The sequence below is a fragment of the Albibacillus kandeliae genome (assembly GCF_003116585.1).
Lineage (GTDB): Bacteria > Pseudomonadota > Alphaproteobacteria > Rhodobacterales > Rhodobacteraceae > Albibacillus > Albibacillus kandeliae.
In genome coordinates this window covers 247,450-269,422 of record NZ_QEHM01000006.1, presented here as the reverse complement: position 1 = coordinate 269,422, position 21,973 = coordinate 247,450, and the positions used below count along the sequence as shown (strand labels likewise).

The following is a 21,973-nucleotide window of genomic DNA, read 5'->3' as shown; positions in this document are numbered from 1 at the left end:
ATGCATGTCGTCTTTCGCGAATCCCACGGTCTGGAAGAAACCGACACCCCCCGCGACCTCGGGCAGAGCCCCGCGGACCTCGTCGCGCTCTCCTTCTCCGACAGCGACCTCGGTGCCTTTGCCGCCGGGTGGCACCGGGCGCGCGACGCGGGCACGCCGCTGCCGACCCTGCGCCTCGCCAACCTAGCCGCGCTGAAACACCCGCTCTCGGTCGACACCTACCTCGAGCAGACGCTGGAGGGCGCCAAGGGCATCCTGATTCGGCTGATCGGGGGCATTCCCTACTGGGCCTACGGCATCCAGCAGGTCGAACGGCTCGCCCGCGAGCGTGGTCTCGCGCTCGCCGTGCTGCCCGCCGATGGCCGGGTGGACGAGCGGCTCGATGCGGTCTCGACCCTGCCGGTCTCGACCCTGCGGCGGCTCGCGCACCTCTGCGACACCGGCGGGCCCGTCTCGGCGCAGGCCGCGCTGGCGCAGATGGCGTTGGCCGCCGGCTTCTACGCTGCCCCGGTGATGGGCGCCAAGGTGCTGCCCGACTTCGGCGCCTGGCACCCCGCGCGCGGCGTGATCGCGCCAGACACCGCCTTTCCCGAGGACAGCGGCAAACCCCGCGCGCTCATCACCTTCTACCGCACCTATCTCTCCGCCGCCGACACGGCGCCCATCGAAGCGCTCTACAGCGAACTGACCGCGCGCGGCTTTGACGTCGCCACGCTCTTCGCGCCCTCGCTCAAGGCGCCCGAGGCCGCCCGCTGGCTGACCGAACAGGTCGCCGCCCTGCGCCCCGACGCCATCGTCAACGCCACCTCCTTCTCCGGCATCGGCGAGAGCGGCGCCTCGCCGCTCGACGCCGCCGGGGTGCCGGTGTTCCAGGTCGCGCTCTCCACCAACGCGCGCCAGCCCTGGGCCGAGGCCGAACGCGGCCTCTCGCCCGCCGACCTCGCCATGCATGTGGTCTTGCCCGAGGTCGACGGCCGCATCTTTGCCGGCGTCGCCTCCTTCAAGGAAGCGGGCGAGCGCGACCCCGACCTCGAATTCGCCCGCGCCGCCCACCGCGCCGAACCGCAACGGATCGCCGCCATCGCCGACCGGGTGCAGGGCTGGGCGAACCTCGCCAAGCGCCCCGCTGCCGAGAAGACGCCGGTACTGGTGCTCTCGACCTATCCCGGCAAGAACTGGCAGATGGCCCACGCTGTCGGCCTCGACGCCCTCGCCTCGGCCGAGAGCGTGCTGGAGGCGCTCGGCGCGGATGGCTGGGATGTGGCGCCTGCGCCCCGGCCTGGCGCAACGCCCCGGCCTTGCGCCACGCCCCGGCCTTGCGCCGGGGCCTCGCCCGAACTTACCTCGGGGCCCCGGGGCGAGCCCGGGGCGTTGTCTACCTTCACAACGCCCGCCCCCCCCACCACGCCCCGGCCTCGAGCCGGGGCCCCGATCAACCCGGCCGCCCCCGCCCAAAACGAACCCGTCGCCCCCCAACTCCACCTCGCCCTCGCCACCGAAACCATCGCCTGGCCGCTCGCCGACTACCTGTCCGCCCTCGCCACGCTCCCTGATACCCTGCGCGATGACCTCGCCACCGCCTGGGGCGCCCCCGAAGCCGACCCCGCGGTCCGCGACGGTGCCTTCCACTTCGCCGCGACCCGGCGGGGCAGGGCGCTGATCGCCCTGCAACCCGAGCGCGGCCAGCCCGACACCCGCGAGGACGACTACCACGACCTTTCGCGCACCCCGCGCCACGGCTACGTCGCTTTCTACCTCTGGCTGCGCCACGCCCTGCGCGCCGACGCGCTCATCCACATCGGCGCCCACGGCACGCTTGAATGGCTGCCGGGCAAGGCTGTTGCCCTCTCGAACGACTGCTGGCCCGAGGCGCTGACCGGCGCGCTGCCGGTGATCTACCCCTTCATCGTCAACGACCCGGGCGAGGCGGCGCAGGCCAAGCGGCGCATCGGGGCCGTCACCATCGGCCACCTGCCGCCCCCCCTGCGCGACAGCGGCACTCCCGAGCGGTTCGTCCGCCTCGAATCCCTGCTCGACGAATTCTCCAACGCCGACGGCCTCGACCCGCGCCGCCGGACCCGCCTGCAGGAGGATATCCGGGCCGAGGCGCAGGCGCTGGGCGTGGAGGAAGATCTCGGCCTCGACGCCGCCGCCAGCCCGGCCGAGGCGATCACCCGGATCGACCGCTTCGTCTGCGACATCAAGGAAAGCCAGTTCGGCGAGGGGCTGCATGTCTTCGGCCAGCCGGTCACCACGCCCGCCAGTTTCGACACCACAGGCTCGCCCGAGAATGAGCTGAAATCGCTGATGGATGCGCTCGCCGGCAAACGCGTCCCCGCCGGCCCCTCCGGCTCTCCCTACCGGGGTCGAACCGACGTGCTGCCCACCGGGCGCAACCTCTACACCACCGACCCGCGCTCGGTGCCGACGCGCTCGGCCCATGCGCAGGGCGTGAAGCTCGCCGAGGAACTGGTGCGCCGCCACCTGCAGGACGAGGGCGATTATCCCAAGGGGCTGGTGATCGACCTCTGGGGCTCGGCCACCATGCGCACGGCGGGCGAGGAATTCGCCATGGCGCTGCACCTCCTTGGCGTGAAACCCACGTGGGATGCGGGCAGCGAACGGGTGTCGGGCATCGAGATCCTGCCCATCACCGACCTCGACCGCCCGCGTCTCGACGTGACCCTGCGCGTCTCCGGTCTGTTCCGCGATGTCTTCCCGACGCTCTCGGCGCTTTACGCGCAGGCCATCCGCGCGCTGGCCGAACGCGACGAGGCACCCGACTGGAACCCCTACGCCGGTCAGCCCGCCACCCCCCGCGTTTACGGCCCGGCACCCGGCAGCTACGGTCTGGGCATGGGGCACCTCGCCGAGACCTTCACCGACGACGCCCGCCACGCGGCGGGGCAGGCGTGGCTTGATGCCAGCGCATGGGCGATGGACGGCGAACAGATCGCAAAGGACAGCGACGGCATTGCCGCCCGCATCACGCAGGCCGATGCCTTCGTCCACCCGCAGGACCTCGCCGAATCCGACCTGCTGCTCGCCGCCGACTACGCCACCCACGAGGCCGGGTTCGCCGCCGCCAAGGCGGTGACCGGCGGGGCCAAGGCTGCTCTCTACCACCTCGACAACACCCGCCCCGGCGACCCGCGCGCCCGCGCGCTGTCCGAAGAAATCGCCCGCGTGGTCCGCGCCCGCGCCGCCAACCCTGCATGGATCGCCGGGATGCAGCGCCACGGCTTCCGGGGCGCGGCCGAGATCGCGGCGACGCTCGACCACATGGCCGCCTTCGCCAACCTCGCCGAGGCGGTCCAGCCGCATCTCTTCGACCTCTACTTCGATGCCACGCTGGGCGATGCCGAGATCGCCGCCTTCCTCGCCGAGGCCAACCCCGAGGCGCTGCGCGCCATGCAATCGCAGTTCGCGGCGCTGGCCCAGTCCGGCCTCTGGCAGACCCGCCGCAATTCGATCCGGGCCCAGCTGGAGCGGCTGGGATGAGCACCTTCGACGTCAAGGGATGGTGCCCCGGCGCCTATACGCCGATGCGCTCGGGCGACGGGCTGATCGTCCGTGTCCGCCCGCGCCTCGGGCGGCTCAGCGCGACACAGGCGCTCGGCCTCTGCGCTGCGGCCAAGTCCTTTGCCAACGGGTTCATCGACCTGACCAACCGCGCCAACCTGCAACTGCGCGGGGTGAAGGAGCAGGAGCACGAGGCGCTGCTCGAGGCCCTGTTGGGCCTCGGCCTGCTCGACGAGGACCCCGCCCTCGAAACCCGCCGCAACATCATCGCGACGCCCTTCTGGCAGCCCGGCGACCTGACCGAGCAACTGGGCGAAGAACTGATCGCGCGCCTGCCCGAGCTGCCGCCGCTGCCCGCCAAGTTCGGCTTCGCCCTCGATACCGGCGACACGCCCGTCCTCAATGATGCCCCCGCCGACATCCGGGTAGAACGCGACCCGGTCGGCGGCGTCGTGGTCCGCGCGGACGGCACCGACTGGGGCAGGGCGGTCGAGGCGGACAGGGCCATCGACGCGGTGATAGACCTCGCCGCTTGGTTCTCCCGCAACCAGACCCCCGACCGTCGGCGCATGGCATGGCTCGCGCCCGAGGTGCCGGAGATTTGGAAACAGGAGCTTTCCGCCCCGCCGCAGGGACGGATCAGGGCCGGAAAGCACCGCGACGGACTGCTGCTCGGCGCGGCCTTCGGCAGCATGAACGCGGATGGCCTCGCCGAGCTGATCCTGCAGGCAAGGCCCGAAGAGCTGCGCCTGACGCCGTGGCGCCTGCTTTTCCTGCCCGGCGTGAGCGAGGCCAAGCGCCCCGGCTTCCTGAGTGACCCGAACCACCCGGCGCTGCGCACCCATGCCTGCCCCGGCGCGCCTGCCTGTCCCTCGGCCACGGTCGAGACCCGGGCGCTGGCGCTGGCCCTCGCCCCGCGCGTCGCGGGCCACCTCCACGTATCGGGCTGCGCCAAGGGCTGTGCCCTGCCGCGCGCCGCCGATGTCGTTCTGGTGGGACGGGACGGCGCCTTTGATCTTGTCCGCAACGGCCTGCCATGGGATGAGCCCGAACGGCGCGGCCTTGCCCCCGAAGACCTCACGACCGGCACGGAGCCACTCTGAATGCCCTATGAATACCAGACCGATGGCGCCGCCATCTACAAGCAGTCCTTCGCCACCATCCGTGCCGAGGCCGACCTCGCGCGCTTCGACCGCGACGAGGAGCAGGTGGCCGTGCGCATGATCCATGCCGCCGGGATGGTCGATCTCGCGCCCTTCATCAGGTTCTCGCCGGGTTTCGTCACCGCCGCCCGCACCGCGCTGGAGAACGGCGCGCCGATCCTCTGCGACGCCCGCATGGTCAGCGAGGGCGTGACCCGTCCGCGCCTGCCCGCCGACAATGCGGTGATCTGCACCCTGCATGACGCGGGCGTGCGCGAGAAAGCCGCCGAGATGGGCAACACCCGCTCCGCCGCCGCGCTGGAGCTGTGGCGCCCGCATCTCGCGGGGGCCGTGGTGGCCATCGGCAACGCGCCCACCGCGCTGTTCCACCTGCTGAACATGCTCGAAGACCCCGACTGCCCGCGCCCCGCCGCCATCATCGGCTGCCCCGTCGGCTTCGTCGGTGCGGTCGAGAGCAAGGACGCCCTGTGGGAGGCCCAGCCGGTGCCCTCCGTCATCGTCGAGGGCCGCCTTGGTGGCAGCGCCATCACCGTCGCCACCATCAACGCCATCGCGAGTCGCGCGGAATGAGCGGGGGCACCATCTACGGCGTGGGTCTCGGCCCCGGTGACCCGGACCTGATGAGCGTCCGCGCCGACCGCCTGCTGCGCAACGCCCGCCACGTCGCCTTTTTCCGCAAGGCCGGGAAAAAGGGGCAGGCCCGCCAGATCGTCAATGGCATGATCCCCGAGGGCGCCATCGAGTTCCCGATGGAATACCCGGTGACCACCGAGATCCCGCTGGACGACCCGCGCTACAACGAGGTCCTCTCGGCCTTCTACGCCGATTGCGCCCTGCGCCTGACCGAACTGGCAGACGCGGGCGAGGACGTGGTGGTGCTCTGCGAGGGCGACCCGTTCTTCTACGGCTCCTTCATGCACCTGCATTCGCGGCTGAAGGACGTCTGCAAAGTCGAGGTCGTGCCCGCCACCACCGGCATGTCCGCCGCCTGGACCGCGACCGGCCAGCCGATCACCTGGGGCGATGACGTCCTGACCGTTCTCATGGGCACGCTGCCCGAGGACGAACTGGTGCGCCACATGAAGGACACCGACGCGCTGGTGATCATGAAGATCGGCCGCAACATCGCCAAGATCCGCCGCGCGCTCGACACCGCCGGCCTGTCGGACCGCGCGTGGCTGGTGCAATACGCCGCCATGCCGGGCCAGACCGTGACCCCGCTGGCCGAGGCCGACTGCGAGAAACAGCCCTATTTCTCCATTGTCGTGGTCCACGGGCAGGGGCGCCGCCCGTGACGGGCCGTGTCACCATCGCGGGTCTCGGCCCCGGTGCCGAGGATCTCGTGACCCCGCAGGTCAGCGCCGCGCTGGCCGAGGCGACCGACGTGGTGGGCTATATCCCCTACGTCAAACGCGTGGCCCCGCGCGACGGGCTGACGCTGCACGCGACCGACAACCGGGTCGAGGTCGAACGGGCGGCCCACGCGCTCGACATGGCCGCCGAAGGCAGGCGCGTCGTGGTGGTCTCCTCGGGCGATCCCGGCGTCTTTGCCATGGCCGCCGCCGTCTTCGAGGCGCTGGAAGCCGGCCCTGCCGCATGGCGCGAGATCGAGATCGACGTGCTGCCCGGCATCACCGCCATGCTCGCCGCCTCCGCCCGCGCCGGTGCTCCGCTCGGCCACGATTTCTGCGCCATCAACCTCAGCGACAACTTGAAGCCGTGGGAGCTGATCGAGAAGCGCCTGCGCCTCGCCGTCGAGGGCGATTTCGCGATGGCCTTCTACAACCCGCGCTCCAAGTCGCGCCCCGAAGGGTTCGGCCGCGCGCTCGCGCTGCTGAAACAGGCCTGCGGCGACAACCGCCCCATCATCTTCGCCCGCGCCGTCTCGACGCCGGAGGAACATATCCTCACCGTGCCGCTGCAACAGGCGACCGAAGAGATGGCCGACATGCGCACCGTCGTCATCGTCGGCTCCAGCCTCACCCGCATCGTGGAGCGGCCCATCGGCAACCTCGTCTATACCCCGAGGTCGGTCCCCGTATGAGCCAGCCAGTCGATCACCCCCTGCACCTCGTGCACCTCGGCCCTCACGGGCAGGGCGGGGCGGTCGATCATCAGCACCGGCAGGCCAAGCGTCCGCGCCGCGTCGATCTTGGCCCGCGCACCGGTGCCGCCGGAGTTCTTGGACACCACCAGTTCGATCCCATGCGCCTGCATCAGTGCCACGTCACCCTCCACGGTGAAGGGCCCGCGAGACACCTCGACGGCGCAGTCGGGCAGGGGCAGGGCGCCCTCGGGTGCATCGACCAGCCGGGCGAGGTAGAAGTGCTGCGGTCGGGTGGCGAAATCTTCGAGGTGCATGCGCCCGATAGCAAGGAACACACGCCGACGCTCACCGCTCAGCGCCGCAACGGCGCCCGCGATGTCGGGCACGTGCTGCCAGTCGTCTCCCGCCTCCGGGCGCCACGGCGCGCGGGTCAGCGCGACCAGCGGCACGCCCGTCTCGGCGCAGGCGTCCACCGCGTTGCGGCTCATCTGCGCGGCGAAGGGATGGGTCGCATCGACCACATGGGTTATGCCAGCCTCGCGGATATGGGCGGCGAGCCCGGCCGCCCCGCCAAAGCCTCCCACCCGCAGGGGCAGGGCCTGCGGCTTCGGGCTTTCGACCCGTCCGGCATAGGAAAAGGTGCCGCTAAGCCCCCGCGCGGCCAGTGCGCTGGCCAAGGCGGTCGCTTCGGTGGTACCTCCCAGAACCAGAAGGTTCGGTGCCATGTCTGAGAGCAAGAACGCAATTCCCTGGCTGACGATCGTGGGTCTGGGCGAAGATGGCCCGGATGGCCTGTCGCCTGCAACCCGTGCCGCGCTCGAAAGTGCCGAGGTGGTGATGGGCGCCGCGCGTCACCTCGCGCTGCTGCCGGACCTCAGGGCCGAGACTGTCACCTGGCCGGTTCCTTATGCAGATGGTCTGCCGCTGCTGATGGGCCATCGCGGCCGCCCGACCGTCGTGCTCGCCTCCGGCGATCCCTTCTGGTTCGGTGCCGGATCGGTCATCACCCGCGATCTCACGCCCGGCGAATGGCGCGCCTTTCCCGGTGTCTCGACCTTCGCATTTGCCGCGTCGCGCCTCGGCTGGCCGCTGGAGGCGACCGCCTGCCTCGGCCTCCACGCCGCCCCCTTCACGCGCCTGCGCCCGCACCTCGCCCCCGGCGAGCGGGCCATCGTCCTGCTGCGCGATGGCGACGCCGTAGGCGCATTGGCGCATTGGCTCACGGAGCAGGGCTTCGGTGCCACCACAATGACCGTCATGGAAGCCCTCGGCGGCCCGCGTGAACGCATCCGCGAAACCATTGCCGCAGGCTACGACTTGCCTGATGTCCAACACCCCGTATGCGCCGCGCTGGCCTTTGCGGGTGAGGGCAGAGTGCTGACCCATGCCTCGGGCCTGCCCGACGACTGGTTCGCCAACGACGGGCAGATCACCAAGCGCCCGGTGCGGGCGCTGACCCTCTCGGCCCTCGCGCCGCGCCCCGGCGAACACCTCTGGGACATTGGCGCAGGCTCCGGCTCCATCGCGCTGGAATGGCTGTTGGCGCACCCGACCACCCGCGCCACCGCTATCGAGGCCGACCCCGAGCGCGCCGCCCGCATCAGCGAGAATGCCGAGACCCTTGGCGTCGCGCACCGCCTGACCGTGGTGGAGGGCGCGGCGCCCGACGCGCTGACCGGCCTTGCCGACCCGGACGCGGTGTTCATCGGCGGCGGCCTGTCCGAGGCGCTGCTGACCGTGGTCTGGCAGGACATGGCCCCCGCCACCCGCCTTGTCGCCAACGCGGTCACCCTCGACTCCGAGGCGCTGCTGACCGACTGGCAGGGCAGCCACGGCGGCACCCTCCTGCGCATCGAACTGGCGCAGGCCGCGCCGCTGGGGCGCAAGCGGGGCTGGAAATCGAGCTATCCCATCGTGCAATGGAGCGTGACCAGATGATCACCGCCGGATTTGGATTTCGGGGCGCCGCCACGGTGCAAAGCCTGCGCGACGCGCTGGCAGAAGCGGCGGGCGACCGCGCGCCGCAGGCCATCGCCGCCCCCGCCGACAAGTGCGATGCCCCGGCCTTTGCCGCCTTCGCGGCCGAACTGGGCCTGCCAGTCACCCCGGTGCCCGCCGAGGCGCTGGAACAGCCCGAAACCCTGACCCATTCCCTCCGCGTGCAGGCAAAGCGCGGCACCGGTTCCGTCGCCGAGGCGGCCGCGCTGGTCGCCGCCGGTCCCGGCGCGCGGCTCCTCGCGGCGCGTTCGGTGTCGCCCGATCACATGGCCACATGCGCCCTCGCAGAAAGTCCCGAGACATGACCGTTCACTTCATCGGCGCCGGCCCCGGCGCTGCCGACCTCCTGACCCTTCGTGGCCGCGACATCATCGCCTCCTGCCCGGTGTGCCTCTACGCGGGCTCTCTGGTGCCCGAGGAGATCCTGTCGCACTGCCCGGCGGATGCGACCATCATCAACACCGCTCCGCTGGACCTCGACGCCATCGTCGCCGAGTGCCGCAAGGCGCACGATGCCGGGCAGGACGTGGCGCGCCTCCATTCGGGCGACCTCTCGGTCTGGTCGGCGATGGGCGAGCAAATCCGCCGCCTGCGTGCCGAGGGCATCCCGGTCAGCGTGACCCCCGGTGTGCCCTCCTTCGCCGCGGCCGCCGCCGCGCTCGGCGCCGAACTCACCCTGCCGGGCCTCGCCCAGTCGGTGATTCTGACCCGCACCCCGGGCCGCGCGTCGTCGATGCCCGCGGGCGAGACGCTGACCAACTTCGCCGCCACCGGCGCGACGCTGGCGATCCACCTGTCGATCCACAACCTGAAGAAGGTGGTGGAAGACCTCACGCCCGCCTATGGCGCGGACTGCCCGGTGGCCGTGGTCTACCGCGCCAGCTGGCCCGACGAGAAGATCCTGCGCGGCACGCTGGCGACCATCGAGGAGCAGATGACCGCCCAGATCGAGCGCACCGCGCTGATCCTCGTCGGCCCCGCGCTCGCGGGCGAGGGCTTCACCGAAAGCTGCCTCTATTCCACCGACTACGACCGCCGTTTCCGCCCCCAGAGCGCCACGGGCACGCGCGCCGATGGCTGACGTTCCGGGCCTCCTGGTCTCGGCCCCGAGTTCGGGCACCGGCAAGACAACCGTGATGCTCGGCCTGCTGCGCGCCTTCGCCGACGACGGGCTCAAGGTGCAGCCGTTCAAGAGCGGACCCGACTACATCGACCCGGCCTTCCACCTCGCCGCGGCGGGGCGGTCCTCGTTCAACCTCGACACCTGGTCGATGGACGAGGTGCTGCTGGGCGCGGTCTCGGCCCAGTCCGAGGGCGCTGACCTGATCGTCGCCGAGGGCTCGATGGGCCTCTTCGACGGTGTCGCTTTCCCCGGCGCGACGGGCCACGGCAGCAGCGCCGAGACGGCAGTGCGCATGGGCTGGCCCGTGGTACTGGTGATCGACGTGAGCGGTCAGGCGCAATCTGCCGCCGCCACCGCGCTCGGCTTTGCCACCTACAACCCCGATGTGCAGATCGCCGGTGTCATCCTGAACCGCGTCGCCAGCCCCCGGCACGAGCGGCTCACCCGGCTTGGCATGGAACAGGCGGGACTCCGCGTGCTCGGCAGCCTGCCTCGCCGGGGCGACCTGACCCTGCCGGAACGGCACCTCGGCCTTATTCAGGCGGTGGAGCACCCCGACCTCGACGCGGCCATCGCCGGCTATGCCGCCTTCCTGCGCGAACATGTCGACCTCGACGCCATCCGCGCCGCCGCCTCCTCGGTCTCTCGCGAGCCCTCCTCGGCCTCCTTGCCGACCCCCCCCGCGCAGCGCATCGCGCTGGCCCGCGACGCGGCCTTCTCCTTCACCTATCCGCACCTGCTCGAAGGCTGGCGGGCCGGGGGTGCCGAGATCATCCCGTTCTCGCCGCTGAACGACGAGGCCCCGGATCCGTCGGCTGATCTCGTCTGGCTCCCCGGCGGCTACCCGGAACTTCACGGCGGTACGCTGGCAGCGGCAGAGACCTTCCGCACCGGCCTGCGCAAACACGCCGAGACCAAGCCGGTTCACGGCGAATGCGGCGGCTACATGGCGCTGGGCGAGGCGCTGATCGACAAGGAGGGCAACCGCCACCGGATGGCGGGCCTGCTCGGCCTCGTCACCTCCTACGAAAAGCGCAAGTTCCACCTCGGGTACCGGCTTGCCACCCTGCACGAGGCCATGCCGGGCTTTGCCGCAGGCACCCAACTGCGCGGCCACGAGTTCCACTATTCTACCATCCTCGAAGAACCCGACGCCCCGCTGGCCCGCGTGGTCGATGCCGAGGGCGCCGAGGTGCCCGAGACCGGCTCGCGCCGCGGCAACGTCACCGGCACCTTCTTCCACCTGATCGCAGAGGCGCGCCCATGAGCGGTTTCGTCAGCTTCGTCGGCTCCGGCCCCGGCGACCCCGAACTCCTGACGCTGAAGGCCGTCGACCGGATGCAGCGCGCCGACGCCATCCTGTTCGACGACCTCTCCTCGGGTCCGATCCTCGCCCATGCGCCCGAGACCGCCGACCTCGTCGGCGTCGGCAAGCGGGCAGGGCGCCCCTCGCCAAAGCAGGACCACGTCAGCCGCCTGCTGGTCGACTACGCCAGCAGCGGCGCCCGCGTTGTGCGCCTCAAGAGCGGCGATGGCGGCCTGTTCGGGCGGCTCGAGGAAGAACTCGTCGCCCTCCGTGCGGCTGGAATCGCCTACGAGATCATTCCCGGCATCCCCTCTGCCTGCGCCGCCGCCGCCGCCGCCGGTATCCCGCTAACCCGCCGCCTCACCGCGCGCCGGGTGCAGTTCGTCACTGGCCACGACGTGACGGGCGATCTGCCCGAGAACCTGAACATGGCCGCGCTGGCCGACCCGGAGGCGACCACAGTCGTCTTCATGGGCAAACGCACCTTCCCCAGGTTCGCCGCCATGCTCGCCGACCACGGCCTGCCGCCCGAAACCCCGGCCCTGCTGGCCGAGGCCGTGAGCACGCCGGATCAGGCGCTGAGCCGTACCACGGTGGGCGCGCTGGCGGCCCGGCTGGAGGGCGCGTCCAGCACCACCCCCGCGCTGATCCTCTACGGCCCGCTGGCGGAGGACTGAGATGCGCGAGCTGATTCTGATCGGGATTGGGACCGGTAATCCTGATCACCTGACCGGCGCGGGCATCAAGGCGATGCAGGACGCCGACCGCATCCTGATTCCGCGCAAGGGCAGGGACAAGGCCGACCTGGCCGACCTCCGCCGTCAGATCTGCGACCGGGTGCTGACCGCGCCGGGCCCCGAGATCGTCGAATTCGACCTGCCGGTCCGCGATGCCTCGGGCGACTACCGCGCCGGGGTGGACGACTGGCACGACGCCATCGCGCTGGCCTGGGCCGAGGCCGCTGGCAATGCCGAGCGGGTGGCACTGCTGATCTGGGGCGATCCCTCTCTCTACGACAGTTCCCTGCGCATCGCCGCACGGCTTTCGCCCGCGCCGCAGATTCGCGTGATTCCGGGCATCACCTCGCTGCAGGCCCTGACTGCCGCCCACGCGATCCCGGTGAACGAGATCGGCGCGCCCTTCGTGGTCACCACCGGCCGCCAGCTCCGCGACAACGGCTGGCCGACCGGGGTCGACACCGCCGCCTTCATGCTCGACGGGCAATGCTCGTTCCTGACGCTCCCGCCGGAGGAGTTCGACATCTGGTGGGGCGCCTTCCTCGGAATGCCCGAGGAACTGCTGATCCACGGCCGCCTGTCCGAGGTCGCCGACCAGATCGTCGAAACCCGCGCCGAGGCCCGCGCCGCCCACGGCTGGATCATGGACATCTACCTGCTGCGCCGCCGTCCGGCCTGAGTCGGGGAACTTATCTATTGCGTCGGCAAGGTTCGGCGCGCTAGACCTGTAGTGCTTGGTGCACGGCGGTGCCGTGCCAAAAGGGAATACGGTGCGGGCCCCACAGCCCAATGCCGGAGCCGCCCCCGCGACTGTAAGCGGTGAGCCTGTGCCAACGAAACCACTCGTCATCGACGGCGGGGAAGGATGGTGCAAGGCCCTGACCCGCGAGCCAGGAGACCTGCCAGGCGTAAATTGGAACGTTCAAATCTGTCGGGTGTGACAGAAAAGGAGATTAAGATGAACGCAACTTCCGCAAGCCAGAGCTCGGTCCGCACCGGCGCAATCGCCGCTGTCTTCGCTGCAGCTCTCGGCCTTGGCATGGTTTTCATGACCGGCCTGGTCCAGGCGTCGAGCCTGCACGACGCGGCACACGACGTGCGCCACGCGACCGGCTTCCCCTGCCACTGACATGTTTTCCAGGATTGTAACCAGCGCGCTGTTCGCTGGATTCTGCGCGGGGCTCGTAGCCGCCGCGCTGCAACTGCTGTTCGTACAGCCTGTTCTGCTGCATGCCGAACTCTACGAATCCGGCCAGCTTGCCCATTTTGGCGCGGCCCCGGTTTCGGCCCACCCCGACCTCGGCGGCATCGACCTCGTGCGCGACGGTCTGTCGGTGGTCTTCAACATGCTGCTCTACTGCGGCTACGCGCTCGTGATGGTCGCGCTGATGTCCACGCGTGACAACATCAACGCACGCACCGGCCTGCTCTGGGGCATCGCCGGCTTCGTAACCGTGCACCTCGCCCCGGCGTTCTCGCTGCCGCCCGAAGTGCCGGGCGTTGCCGCCGCAGACGTGATCGCCCGTCAGCTGTGGTGGGCCGCGACCATCATCGCCACCGGGGTCGCCGTCTGGCTCATCGCCTTTGGCAAGTCCTGGACGGCATGGGGCGCGGCAGTAGTGCTGATGCTGGCGCCGCACCTCGTCGGTGCGCCCGAGCCCGAGAGCTTCACCGGGCCGGTTCCGCCGGAAATCGCGGGTCTCTTCGCAGCACGGGCCCTTGGTTCCGGGCTGGCGGTCTGGACCGCGCTGGGCGCGCTCTGCGGCTACTTCTGGAGCCGCGAGGCGCTGATAAGCCCTGCGCCCCGCGCGGCCTGAGACCGGCTGCGGAAAGGACCTGAAGAATGCTCGACCGAGCTCTTGGCATGTTGCTGATCGGTCTCGTTTTGGGCGGCGGTCTCGGTTTCGCGACCGCTGCTTCCTACGGCGTGACCCTCGAAGGGCACGACCACGGCGGACATGATCACGGCGGGCACGACGCCGCCGAAGGCACCGGCCACAGCCACAGCCATGACGAGATGATGGAGGTCTCCGGACCGGAGGCGCCCACGGTGGACCTCGAGGTCGCGCCCGACCCGGCGTCGGGATGGAACCTGCATATAGTCACCACGCACTTCCGCTTTGCGCCCGAACACGCGGGGCAGGGCGACGTTCCGGGCGAGGGGCACGCGCACCTCTACCTGAACGGAGAGAAGATCGCCCGCATCTACGGGGACTGGTACCACCTCGCGGCCCTGCCCGCGGGGCAGAATGTCCTCCGGGTGGGCCTCTACTCCAACAGCCACAAGGCGCTCGCCGTGAACGGCGCGCACCTTGAAACCGAGATCACGCTGGCCGAGTGACGGCCCGGTCAGGGTGCCTTTGCATCGCGAGACCCGACACGGCCGAATGCGCCACCGGGCCTCGCGATCCCTCTCTCCCGGCTGCGAACTTTTGAAGCCCCCCGCTCCGGCAAGCCCGCCGCCAACGCGGGTTGTCGTTGTGTTGGTGCGGCTCGCGCTGTTACATGCCCTGACACCATGACGCCAAAGGACGGTATGGAGACCACGGGGGACAAGAAGGGACTGCGTCAGGGGCGCCTGCTCCAGAGGCTGGCGGCCGACCGCCACCTGACGTTGGACGAGATCTCCCGGATCTTCTCGATCACCACGCAGACAGCCCGCCGCGACATTCAGGAACTCGACGAAAAGGGACACCTGCGCCGGGTCCGGGGCGGGGCGATGACCCTCGACCGTATCGGCGAAGGGGCGCTGCGCGACCGGCGCGTCGCCAACCGCGCCGCCAAGGAACGCATCGGCGCCTGTGTCGCCGCCGAAATTCCCGATGGCAGCTCCGTGTTCCTCGACACCGGCACGACCTGCGAGGCAATCGCCCATGCGCTGCTCCGGTGCCGCGACCTGCGCGTCGTCACCTACAGCCTGCGCATTGCGGCTTTCCTCTCGGAACACACGAGCTTCGTTCTGGCGGTGCCCGGCGGCTTTGTCCGCTCGGTCGATGGCGCGATCTTTCACGAGGCGACGCCGGGCTTCCTCTCCGGCTTCCGTTTCGACGTCGCCGTCCTCTCGGTGACCGGGGTCGACGAGAACGGTGACCTTGCCGATGACGACCCCGCCGAGGTCCGGGTGGTGCGGGCGGCGATGGCACAGGCCAACAGCACGCTGCTGGCGGTCGATAACAGCAAGTTCGGCAGCCTCGGGCTCGTCCGGATGGGGAACCTGTCCGAGGTCTCGTGCCTCGTGACCGACGCCGCGCCGCCCGACTCGGTGCTGGAGATTCTGTCGCGGGCCGGTGGGCGGGTCATCGTCGCGGGCGAAGACGCCCCCGACTGACAGAATCTCACCCGTCTCGCGCGTGTCGGATCGGTAACGTACTCGCTGGGCGCGCTTTCTTTGCCGCCGCCGTTACCCAACCATCAAACCCACCAACAAGGTAGCCGAGTAAATCTCGAAAACTGGGCCCGCTCTGCCCAGAAAATGCCACATTGTAATAAACATGACATTTTGTGGTCGTAAGTCGACATCCGAGTACATTCACTTCTCAATGGAACTTGCACCATGTCGATTACTCCCTCCTCCACCGGCAAGGGCACCCTTGCCAACCTGATCCGAAAACGTGCCGCCCTCCTGCTGACCACCGCCCTGATGGCGGGCTCCACGGCCAGCGTCGCCCATGCGGACGGGGACACGCTGCGCATTCTCACCTACAACATCTGGAACAAGCTCAAGCAGGACCCGCAGGCCGCCGCACAGCTGCTGGTTCCGGGCAACTACGATGCCGTCCTGTTTCAGGAAGAGAACGGCAGCCGCTTCGTGACCGACCTGCCGGGTATCCTCGAAGACGCCGGTCTCGGCACCTACCAGGGCGCCCGCAACGGCAGCGCGGGCATCATCTCGCGCCTCGAGGGCAACGTCGGCACCGTGACCCTGCCGGGCGTGTCCAGCCAGGGCCGCAGTATCTCCTATGCAACCGCCGAGGCCGCGGATGGCCGTCCCACCACGACCATCGGATCGGTCCACTTCGACTACTCCGACGGGTCGGACAAGCGCATCACCGAGGCCAGGGCGCTCTCGACCTGGGCACAGTCGGTGCAAGGCCCGGTGATCATGGGCGGCGATTTCAACGCCGGTGACGTCTCGGAACGCGGCCTGCACGACATCGACGCGCAGATCCGCCTGATCCGCAGCGTCGGCAGCAACAGCCTCTACCGCGACCTCAGCTGGGAATACATTCGCTCGGGCGACGAGGCGCAGCTGCGCAACATCATTCAGGAGGCCTATCCCTCTCAGGACATCGACAGTCTCTCGTGGCGGCAGTGGGGCGACGCCCTGCAGGCGGCCCGCAGCGAGGGCAAGGATGTCGGCCTGAAGAACGAAACGCTGCCCGTCAGCAAGAACACCCCGGTCACGATGAACATCCTCAAGAAGGATTTCGTCATGTTCCAGACCGACGCGATCCGCGAGGGGTTCGAGCCCCACACCGCCGGTGACGGCACCACCACCTGGCCGTCCTACGGCGAAGACGCCACCAACACCTGGGCCAGCTGGGACCGCGTGCAGATCGACCATTTCCTGGTCTCGCGCCCCTATGCCAAGTGGTACGAACTGACCGACGATCCGGCGGACGAATATCTGGGCGTGGTCGACAAGGTCTACGTCGAACGCGCCGACGGTCAGACCGTACCGCTCTCCGATCACGAACCCGTCGGGCACGAGTTCACCTGGGTCGGGCCGCGCCTCGAGTCGATGGACACCGAGGACGGCACCGGTCAGCGGCTGGTCTGGGACAAGGACGCATCGACCTTCGAAGCCCGTGACGGCGTGTTCGAACTGACACGCAACAACATGCGCACCGATGTCTACCTCGGGCAGGTGTCGGACGAGAGCGGCATCCCGATCCTCGACTGGCTCACCGACGCCGAGAAGATGACCTTGCTGGACTGCGGCAGCACCGATGGCCGCCTCGCCGGCGCGATTGCCGAGTACTGCATCGACGACCACTCCTTCATCACCGAGACGCTGGTCGCGGATGGCGGCGTGGTGGCGGTGACCGAGGATGCCGCGCTGGGCAACTCCGACGCCCGTCTGCGCCTCGCCAACGGGGGCCTGCGGATCGACGGCACCGAGATGGACAGCCTGAACCGCGAAGTCTCGCTGGAAGGCGAAGGCGGCTCGATTGATGTGGTCGAGGCAGAGGCCGCGGTCGCGATGGATCAGGTGATTTCCGGCAGCGGCGACCTGACCAAGCGTGGCGCCGGCACCCTGCGTCTGAACGCCGACAACACCTACACCGGTGCGACCTCGGTCGAAGCAGGCACGCTGCTGGTGAACGGCTCGATCGCCTCCTCGTCGCAGGTCACGGTCCAGTCGGGCGCGGCGCTCGGCGGCAATGGCCACGTCGGCAACCTCGTCCTGACCGACAATGGCACGCTGCGTCCCGGTGACGGGGTCGGCTCGCTCTTCATCGACGACAGCCTCGTCCTCGGGGCCTCGCTGCTCGACTTCGAAATCGGCGCCGATGGCTTCGACACCCTCTTCGTCGGTGGCGATTTCACCGCGCTGTCCGACTTCACGATCAGCTTCAACTTCCTCGACGACTTCCTCCCGGCGGAAGGGGACTACTTCGAGTTCCTGTCCATCGGCGGCGCCTTCGATACCTTCATGGAGTACGCCAACCTGCTCCTGCCGCTCGGCGAAGGCTACGAGGGGCTGGGCCTGTTCGGAAACGGCAGCGGTACCTTCGCGCTGGCCTGGACCGATCCCTATGCCGTGGCATCGGTTCCGCTCCCGCTGCCGGCCATGATGCTGCTCTCGGGGCTCTTCATGCTGGGCGGCCTACGCCGCAAGCAACGCCAGGCCTGCTGATCAGGCTCATGTCGCAGGCGGGGTCCCCGTGGCCCCGCCTGTGCGATTCCCGGCGCCGGGGCCGCGAAGGCTTCGCCAGACGTTAGCTCCCCACACGAAGAGGCCGGGCCAACAGCTAGGACAACGGACCGTCCGACGCGAAAAGGTACCCGAGCAACCCGTCCCTTGCGATCTCCCCCGGCGTCCGCTCGGGGCGCGCATCGAAGCGGCTCAGCCGCGCGAACATCACCCGGCGCTCGCCCTTTTCCGCCCAGCCCACGTACCAGCCGAAGGGCTGGCCCTTCAGGTGCGTCCCATCCGGCCCGAACGGCAGCCCGGCCCCGGTCTTGCCGAAGGTCTCCCAGCCCTCAGGCTGCACGCGGTGGTCGAGAATGGCCCGCGTCTGCGCCACCGCCTCTTCGCTCACCGGCAACTCGCCCTCCAGCATCCGGCCAAGAAAGGCGACCTGCTCCTGTGGCGATATCTGAAGCGACGAACTCAGCCACGCACGGGTCAGCCCGTTGCTCTTGCCCGGGTCGCCCGAGACATCCTCGTTGCCGTAGCCAAAGGCATGCACATAGCTCTCGAAACGCTCCGGCCCCAGCCGCTGGGTGATCTGCTGCGAGTACCAGACGACCGAATACTTCAGCCAGCTGCGCGGCGTCTGCGGGCGTTTCCACTCCGGGCGCCAGTCCGCGTAACCCTCCACTAACGGCCACTCCGGCAGATCGGGGCCGCTCAGGATGCCGCTGTCGAACCCCATCAGGCTGATCGCGATCTTGAAGGTCGAGGCCGAGGACATCCGCGTGTCGCACTCGCCCTCCGACACCAGCGGCTCGGTCGATCCCAACTCCCACGCCAGCGTGCAGACCACGCGCTCTTCCGCCGCCGCTCGCGATACCAGCGCGACCAGACCGGCCGCTGCGGCCAGTGCCACCTTCTTCATGCTCGATACCTCGTTCCTGCCCGCCGCCTTTGTAGGCCGGGCAGGGGGCACCTGTCCAAGTCAATGCCCGACAGAAACCTCCGCAATCGGCCAGTGTCGGCCGACCGGGCGCGGCCCCCGGTCACGTGGGCTCGACGATCTGCGCCTCCCACGCGCCCGAGAGCACGGCCTTGCGCACGAGGGCCAGCAGGGTGTCGCGGATCGCCTCGGAGGCAAAGGTCGGCGGACGCGAGGCCAGCCGGCAGAGGTGCAGCGTGCGCGACAGCTCGGGCTGCACGATGGGGCGCGCCTTGACCGTCCCGCGATCCAGCTGGTCCTGCATGAACAGCCGCGTGCCGATGACACAGCCTAGCCCCGCCTCGATGGAACCCGCGATGGCCTGCACCGAATTCATCTGGAGGATCGCCCGCGACTCGATCTTCTTCAGCAGCGTGACATCGTCCACGATGGCGCGCGCCGACAGGCCCTGCCGCAGCAGGATGATCGGCAGATCCAGCAGCTCGGCAAAGGGGATGGGGTCGTCGGTGTCGCCGATCACCTCGGGCCGCCCGACGCAGACCATCTTCTCCTCCAGCACCGGCACGGACTGGAACACGGGGTCCACCGGCGGATTGTAGACCAGCGCAAGGTCCACGTCCGAGGCCATCAGATGGGGCAGGGCGGCGCCAGACAGGCTCTCGGTCAGTGCAAGCTGGACCTTGGGAAATTCGCGAACGACCTGCGTCACGAAGTCGACGCCGATGGCCTTGACCGCGGAAAAGGACATGCCCACCGATACCGGCCCCGAGATCTGCCCGGCGCGGTCGTTCATGTCGGTCTCGGCCGCCGCAATCGCGCGCAGGATCGACCGGGCATGTTCATATAGCCGGTGGCCCGCGGCGGTCGGCTCCATTCCCCTTGGCTTACGCAGGAACAGCGGCGCACCGAACCGCGCCTCCAGCTGGGCGAGGTGATGGCTCAGGGCCGAGGCGGCGATCCGCAGCTGCGCCGAGGCCTGCGCCAGCGATCCCTGTTCGTAGATGACCGCGAAGTACTGCAACTGACGGGTGTCGAGCATTCTGTTTTCCAGAACGGTTTCATCGAAACATTATAATATCCCGTGGAGTCTGATTTGGCTATGGTCCGAGTCGGGAGGACGATTTCATGACAACGGACATCAGGCCGCTGGCCGGACTGCGGGTCGTCGAGATGACGCACATGATCATGGGTCCGTCCTGCGGCATGTTCCTCGGAATGCTGGGCGCCGAGGTGATCAAGGTCGAGCCGCCCGAGGGCGACAAGACCCGCGCGCTGACCGGAATGGGGCGCGGGTTCTACCCGACCTTCAACCGCGGCAAGAAGAGCATCACGCTCGACCTCAAGTCCGAGGCGGGCAAGGCCGCGCTGCACCGCCTGCTGGCAACGGCGGACGTCTTCGTCGAGAACTTCCGCGACCAGTCGCTCGCCCGAATGGGACTGGCGCCCGAGGATCTGCGGGCGCGCTATCCCCGCCTGATCGTCTCGTCGCTCAAGGGCTTTCTCAAGGGGCCCTACGAGAACCGCACGGCGATGGACGAGGTCGTGCAGATGATGACCGGCATGGCCTACATGACCGGCCCGACCGGGCGGCCCCTGCGCATCGGTTCCTCCGCCAACGACATCATGGGCGGGCTCTTCGGCGCCTTCGCCGTGCTGGCGGCGCTGCTGGAGCGGGCGAAGGACGGCAAGGGCCACGTCCTGCGCACGGGCCTTTTCGAGAACTGCCTGTTCCTCGTGGCGCAGCACATGGTTCAGTTCGACATCGAGGGCCGCGAGGCGCCGCCGATGCCGGAACGCGAGTTCTCCTGGCCCGTCTACGACATCTTCGAGACCGCCGAGGGCCGCCAGATCTTCATCGGCGCTGTGACCGAGGGGCAGTGGGTGACGCTCTGCAACCTTCTGGGCCTCGCTGAGCTCAAGGCCGATCCGCGCCTCCAGACCCGCATGGACCAGATCAACGCCCGCGACTGGACCCTGCCCATCGTGGCCGAGGCCGTCCGGGGCCGGACCTTCGCCGACCTGATCGCCGAGTTCGAAAGCTCGGGCATTCCCTTCTCGCCCATCCACCGCCCGGCGGAAATGTACGATGACCCGCACGTCAATCGTCCGGGTGGGCTGTTCACCTCGACCCTGCCCGAGGGCGGGACCTACCGCGCCCCCGCCATGCCCTTCGAGATCGACGACCAGCCGATCCGGGGAGGGGACCTCGACATCGCGGCCATCGGCGCCGACACGCGCGAGGTACTGGCGGCCCTCGGCATGACCGAGGACGAGATCGCGCAGGCGGACGGGGTGGAGATGCTGGCATGAACCGGCTCGAGGGCATCTATCCGTCAGACCGCGTGACCCTGCGAGAGGTGGGGCTGCGCGACGGCTTGCAACTGGCCAAGGCGCTGCCGTCGACCGATGCCAAGATCGAGTGGCTCCGGCGGGAACACGCCGCCGGTGTCCGGCATTACGAGATCGGCTCCTTCCTGCCCGCCGCCCGCTTTCCCCAGTTCGCCGACATCGAGGCGATGATCCGGGCCAGCGAGGACATGGGCCTGCACTCCGCCGGCCTCACCCTGAACGAACGCGGCGCCGAGGCAGCTCTCGCCACCGACATCCGCGAGATGGTCTGCGTGGTTTCGGCCACCGAGGCACACAGCCAGGCCAACATGCGCCGCTCCCGCGATGCGGCGGTCGAGCTTGTTGGCAAGGTCGCCGCCATGCGCGATGCGACAGCCCCCGGCAAGATCGTGAACGCAGGGATCGCGATGGCGCTCGGCTGCTCCCTCTCCGGCGACGTGAACCCCGAGGAGGTGGTGCGCCTGGCCGGGGCCTGCCTCGACGCCGGGGCCGATCTCGTCGGGGTGGCCGATACCGTCGGCTATGCCGGACCAAAGGCGGTCGGCGCGCTCTGCGCCCGAATGACGCGGCTCTGCGGCGACCGGCCCTTCATCATCCACCTGCACGACACGCGCGGAATGGGCGTCGCCAATGCCGCCGCGGCGCTGGACAATGGCGCCCGCGTGATCGACGCTTCGCTCGGCGGGTTGGGCGGCTGCCCCTTCGCGCCGGGGGCCACGGGCAACGTGGTCTTCGAGGATGTCGTCTTCCTGGCCGAGAGCATGGGCTTCGCCACGGGGATCGACCTCGAGAAACTGAAAGACGCACGGGCCATCGCGGAGGAGGCGATGCCCGGAGAGGAGTTCCACGGCGCCCTGCATCGCGCAGGCCCGCCAAAGAATGCGACATGGCAGGCCGTGGGAGCGGCTTGACCGACTAATTGGGA

Annotated in this window: 21 protein-coding genes and 1 riboswitch; of the genes, 18 read left to right on the top strand and 3 right to left on the bottom strand. The window is 69.4% G+C overall.

Translation table 11 applies throughout. The features are described 5' to 3' along the window. From cobN to cobJ, 5 genes are read left to right on the top strand one after another with little or no spacing between them, the layout of a single operon-like run. Positions 1-3,501, top strand: a complete 3,501-nt coding sequence (cobN, locus tag DDT93_RS14630) for a cobaltochelatase subunit CobN (RefSeq protein WP_109466589.1) — start codon at positions 1-3, stop codon at positions 3,499-3,501. After that, positions 3,498-4,625 (top strand): precorrin-3B synthase, encoded by a 1,128-nt coding sequence (gene cobG, locus DDT93_RS14625; protein ID WP_109466588.1) that lies wholly within the window; start codon positions 3,498-3,500, stop codon positions 4,623-4,625. Before cobN ends, cobG begins: the two co-directional genes overlap by 4 nt. Beyond that, positions 4,626-5,255 (top strand): precorrin-8X methylmutase, encoded by a 630-nt coding sequence (locus tag DDT93_RS14620; protein WP_109466587.1) that lies wholly within the window; start codon positions 4,626-4,628, stop codon positions 5,253-5,255. Then, positions 5,252-5,980 carry a precorrin-2 C(20)-methyltransferase gene (locus DDT93_RS14615; RefSeq protein ID WP_109466586.1) on the top strand — a complete coding sequence of 243 codons (729 nt, stop codon included), beginning with the start codon at positions 5,252-5,254 and terminating at the stop codon, positions 5,978-5,980. The genes DDT93_RS14620 and DDT93_RS14615 overlap by 4 nt, the downstream gene beginning before the upstream one ends. Continuing rightward, on the top strand, positions 5,977-6,729 hold the full coding sequence (gene cobJ, locus DDT93_RS14610; RefSeq protein WP_109466585.1) for a precorrin-3B C(17)-methyltransferase: 753 nt from the start codon (positions 5,977-5,979) through the stop codon (positions 6,727-6,729). Before DDT93_RS14615 ends, cobJ begins: the two co-directional genes overlap by 4 nt. Here cobJ and DDT93_RS14605 read toward each other — a convergent pair. Then, entirely contained in the window at positions 6,702-7,457 is a 756-nt protein-coding gene (locus DDT93_RS14605; protein ID WP_109466584.1) for a cobalt-precorrin-6A reductase, read from the bottom strand. The two genes, cobJ and DDT93_RS14605, sit on opposite strands and share 28 nt — an antisense overlap. Here DDT93_RS14605 and cbiE point away from each other — a divergent pair. The 11 genes from cbiE to DDT93_RS14550 all read left to right on the top strand — a co-directional run bounded on the left by cbiE (position 7,456) and on the right by DDT93_RS14550 (position 17,756). Then, a complete protein-coding gene (gene cbiE, locus DDT93_RS14600; protein ID WP_109466583.1) occupies positions 7,456-8,670 on the top strand; it encodes a precorrin-6y C5,15-methyltransferase (decarboxylating) subunit CbiE in 1,215 nt (404 codons plus the stop codon). The two genes, DDT93_RS14605 and cbiE, sit on opposite strands and share 2 nt — an antisense overlap. Next, entirely contained in the window at positions 8,667-9,035 is a 369-nt protein-coding gene (locus tag DDT93_RS14595; RefSeq protein WP_109466838.1) for a cobalamin biosynthesis protein, read from the top strand. Before cbiE ends, DDT93_RS14595 begins: the two co-directional genes overlap by 4 nt. Beyond that, positions 9,032-9,811, top strand: a complete 780-nt coding sequence (cobM, locus tag DDT93_RS14590; RefSeq protein WP_109466582.1) for a precorrin-4 C(11)-methyltransferase — start codon at positions 9,032-9,034, stop codon at positions 9,809-9,811. The genes DDT93_RS14595 and cobM overlap by 4 nt, the downstream gene beginning before the upstream one ends. Next, positions 9,804-11,120 (top strand): cobyrinate a,c-diamide synthase, encoded by a 1,317-nt coding sequence (locus DDT93_RS14585; RefSeq protein ID WP_109466581.1) that lies wholly within the window; start codon positions 9,804-9,806, stop codon positions 11,118-11,120. Before cobM ends, DDT93_RS14585 begins: the two co-directional genes overlap by 8 nt. Then, entirely contained in the window at positions 11,117-11,836 is a 720-nt protein-coding gene (gene cobA, locus DDT93_RS14580; RefSeq protein WP_109466580.1) for a uroporphyrinogen-III C-methyltransferase, read from the top strand. The genes DDT93_RS14585 and cobA overlap by 4 nt, the downstream gene beginning before the upstream one ends. A gap of 1 nt (position 11,837) precedes the next feature. Beyond that, on the top strand, positions 11,838-12,575 hold the full coding sequence (gene cobF, locus DDT93_RS14575) for a precorrin-6A synthase (deacetylating) (RefSeq protein WP_109466579.1): 738 nt from the start codon (positions 11,838-11,840) through the stop codon (positions 12,573-12,575). Positions 12,576-12,614: 39 nt separating this feature from the next. Next, positions 12,615-12,817: riboswitch (cobalamin riboswitch) on the top strand. Between the two features lie 37 nt (positions 12,818-12,854). Further along, positions 12,855-13,025, top strand: coding sequence for a CbtB domain-containing protein (locus tag DDT93_RS14570; protein WP_109466578.1), 171 nt, complete (start codon positions 12,855-12,857; stop codon positions 13,023-13,025). A 1-nt stretch (position 13,026) separates the two neighbouring features. Further along, positions 13,027-13,713: a CbtA family protein gene (locus DDT93_RS14565; protein WP_109466577.1), complete on the top strand. Its 687-nt coding sequence runs from the start codon at positions 13,027-13,029 to the stop codon at positions 13,711-13,713. A 26-nt stretch (positions 13,714-13,739) separates the two neighbouring features. After that, positions 13,740-14,237: a hypothetical protein gene (locus tag DDT93_RS14560; protein WP_109466576.1), complete on the top strand. Its 498-nt coding sequence runs from the start codon at positions 13,740-13,742 to the stop codon at positions 14,235-14,237. A 195-nt stretch (positions 14,238-14,432) separates the two neighbouring features. Continuing rightward, complete coding sequence (locus DDT93_RS14555; RefSeq protein ID WP_109466575.1) at positions 14,433-15,224, top strand: DeoR/GlpR family DNA-binding transcription regulator; 792 nt, start codon at positions 14,433-14,435, stop codon at positions 15,222-15,224. Between the two features lie 225 nt (positions 15,225-15,449). Next, positions 15,450-17,756, top strand: coding sequence for an autotransporter-associated beta strand repeat-containing protein (locus DDT93_RS14550; protein ID WP_157960181.1), 2,307 nt, complete (start codon positions 15,450-15,452; stop codon positions 17,754-17,756). A 115-nt stretch (positions 17,757-17,871) separates the two neighbouring features. Here DDT93_RS14550 and blaOXA read toward each other — a convergent pair whose 3' ends face one another. Both blaOXA and DDT93_RS14540 read right to left on the bottom strand, forming a co-directional pair. After that, the gene (blaOXA, locus tag DDT93_RS14545; RefSeq protein WP_109466574.1) at positions 17,872-18,681 is read right to left on the bottom strand and encodes a class D beta-lactamase; all 810 of its coding nucleotides are present in this window, start codon (positions 18,679-18,681) and stop codon (positions 17,872-17,874) included. A 121-nt stretch (positions 18,682-18,802) separates the two neighbouring features. Continuing rightward, a complete protein-coding gene (locus DDT93_RS14540; RefSeq protein ID WP_109466573.1) occupies positions 18,803-19,738 on the bottom strand; it encodes a LysR family transcriptional regulator in 936 nt (311 codons plus the stop codon). An 86-nt stretch (positions 19,739-19,824) separates the two neighbouring features. On the opposite strand from DDT93_RS14540, the gene DDT93_RS14535 reads away from it, so the two are divergent. Beyond that, the gene (locus DDT93_RS14535) at positions 19,825-21,009 is read left to right on the top strand and encodes a CaiB/BaiF CoA transferase family protein (RefSeq protein WP_109466572.1); all 1,185 of its coding nucleotides are present in this window, start codon (positions 19,825-19,827) and stop codon (positions 21,007-21,009) included. Continuing rightward, complete coding sequence (locus tag DDT93_RS14530; protein WP_109466571.1) at positions 21,006-21,959, top strand: hydroxymethylglutaryl-CoA lyase; 954 nt, start codon at positions 21,006-21,008, stop codon at positions 21,957-21,959. Before DDT93_RS14535 ends, DDT93_RS14530 begins: the two co-directional genes overlap by 4 nt. Positions 21,960-21,973 lie beyond the last annotated feature (14 nt).

Bases quoted from the DNA above. Each gene is read 5' to 3' on its own strand.
- cobN (WP_109466589.1), top strand. From the start codon at position 1: ATGCATGTCGTCTTTCGCGAATCCCACGGTCTGGAAGAAACCGACACC.
- cobG (WP_109466588.1), top strand. From the start codon at position 3,498: ATGAGCACCTTCGACGTCAAGGGATGGTGCCCCGGCGCCTATACGCCG.
- DDT93_RS14620 (WP_109466587.1), top strand. From the start codon at position 4,626: ATGCCCTATGAATACCAGACCGATGGCGCCGCCATCTACAAGCAGTCC.
- DDT93_RS14615 (WP_109466586.1), top strand. From the start codon at position 5,252: ATGAGCGGGGGCACCATCTACGGCGTGGGTCTCGGCCCCGGTGACCCG.
- cbiE (WP_109466583.1), top strand. From the start codon at position 7,456: ATGTCTGAGAGCAAGAACGCAATTCCCTGGCTGACGATCGTGGGTCTG.
- DDT93_RS14605 (WP_109466584.1), bottom strand. From the start codon at position 7,457: ATGGCACCGAACCTTCTGGTTCTGGGAGGTACCACCGAAGCGACCGCC.
- DDT93_RS14595 (WP_109466838.1), top strand. From the start codon at position 8,667: ATGATCACCGCCGGATTTGGATTTCGGGGCGCCGCCACGGTGCAAAGC.
- cobM (WP_109466582.1), top strand. From the start codon at position 9,032: ATGACCGTTCACTTCATCGGCGCCGGCCCCGGCGCTGCCGACCTCCTG.
- DDT93_RS14585 (WP_109466581.1), top strand. From the start codon at position 9,804: ATGGCTGACGTTCCGGGCCTCCTGGTCTCGGCCCCGAGTTCGGGCACC.
- cobA (WP_109466580.1), top strand. From the start codon at position 11,117: ATGAGCGGTTTCGTCAGCTTCGTCGGCTCCGGCCCCGGCGACCCCGAA.
- cobF (WP_109466579.1), top strand. From the start codon at position 11,838: ATGCGCGAGCTGATTCTGATCGGGATTGGGACCGGTAATCCTGATCAC.
- DDT93_RS14570 (WP_109466578.1), top strand. From the start codon at position 12,855: ATGAACGCAACTTCCGCAAGCCAGAGCTCGGTCCGCACCGGCGCAATC.
- DDT93_RS14565 (WP_109466577.1), top strand. From the start codon at position 13,027: ATGTTTTCCAGGATTGTAACCAGCGCGCTGTTCGCTGGATTCTGCGCG.
- DDT93_RS14560 (WP_109466576.1), top strand. From the start codon at position 13,740: ATGCTCGACCGAGCTCTTGGCATGTTGCTGATCGGTCTCGTTTTGGGC.
- DDT93_RS14555 (WP_109466575.1), top strand. From the start codon at position 14,433: ATGGAGACCACGGGGGACAAGAAGGGACTGCGTCAGGGGCGCCTGCTC.
- DDT93_RS14550 (WP_157960181.1), top strand. From the start codon at position 15,450: ATGTCGATTACTCCCTCCTCCACCGGCAAGGGCACCCTTGCCAACCTG.
- blaOXA (WP_109466574.1), bottom strand. From the start codon at position 18,681: ATGAAGAAGGTGGCACTGGCCGCAGCGGCCGGTCTGGTCGCGCTGGTA.
- DDT93_RS14540 (WP_109466573.1), bottom strand. From the start codon at position 19,738: ATGCTCGACACCCGTCAGTTGCAGTACTTCGCGGTCATCTACGAACAG.
- DDT93_RS14535 (WP_109466572.1), top strand. From the start codon at position 19,825: ATGACAACGGACATCAGGCCGCTGGCCGGACTGCGGGTCGTCGAGATG.
- DDT93_RS14530 (WP_109466571.1), top strand. From the start codon at position 21,006: ATGAACCGGCTCGAGGGCATCTATCCGTCAGACCGCGTGACCCTGCGA.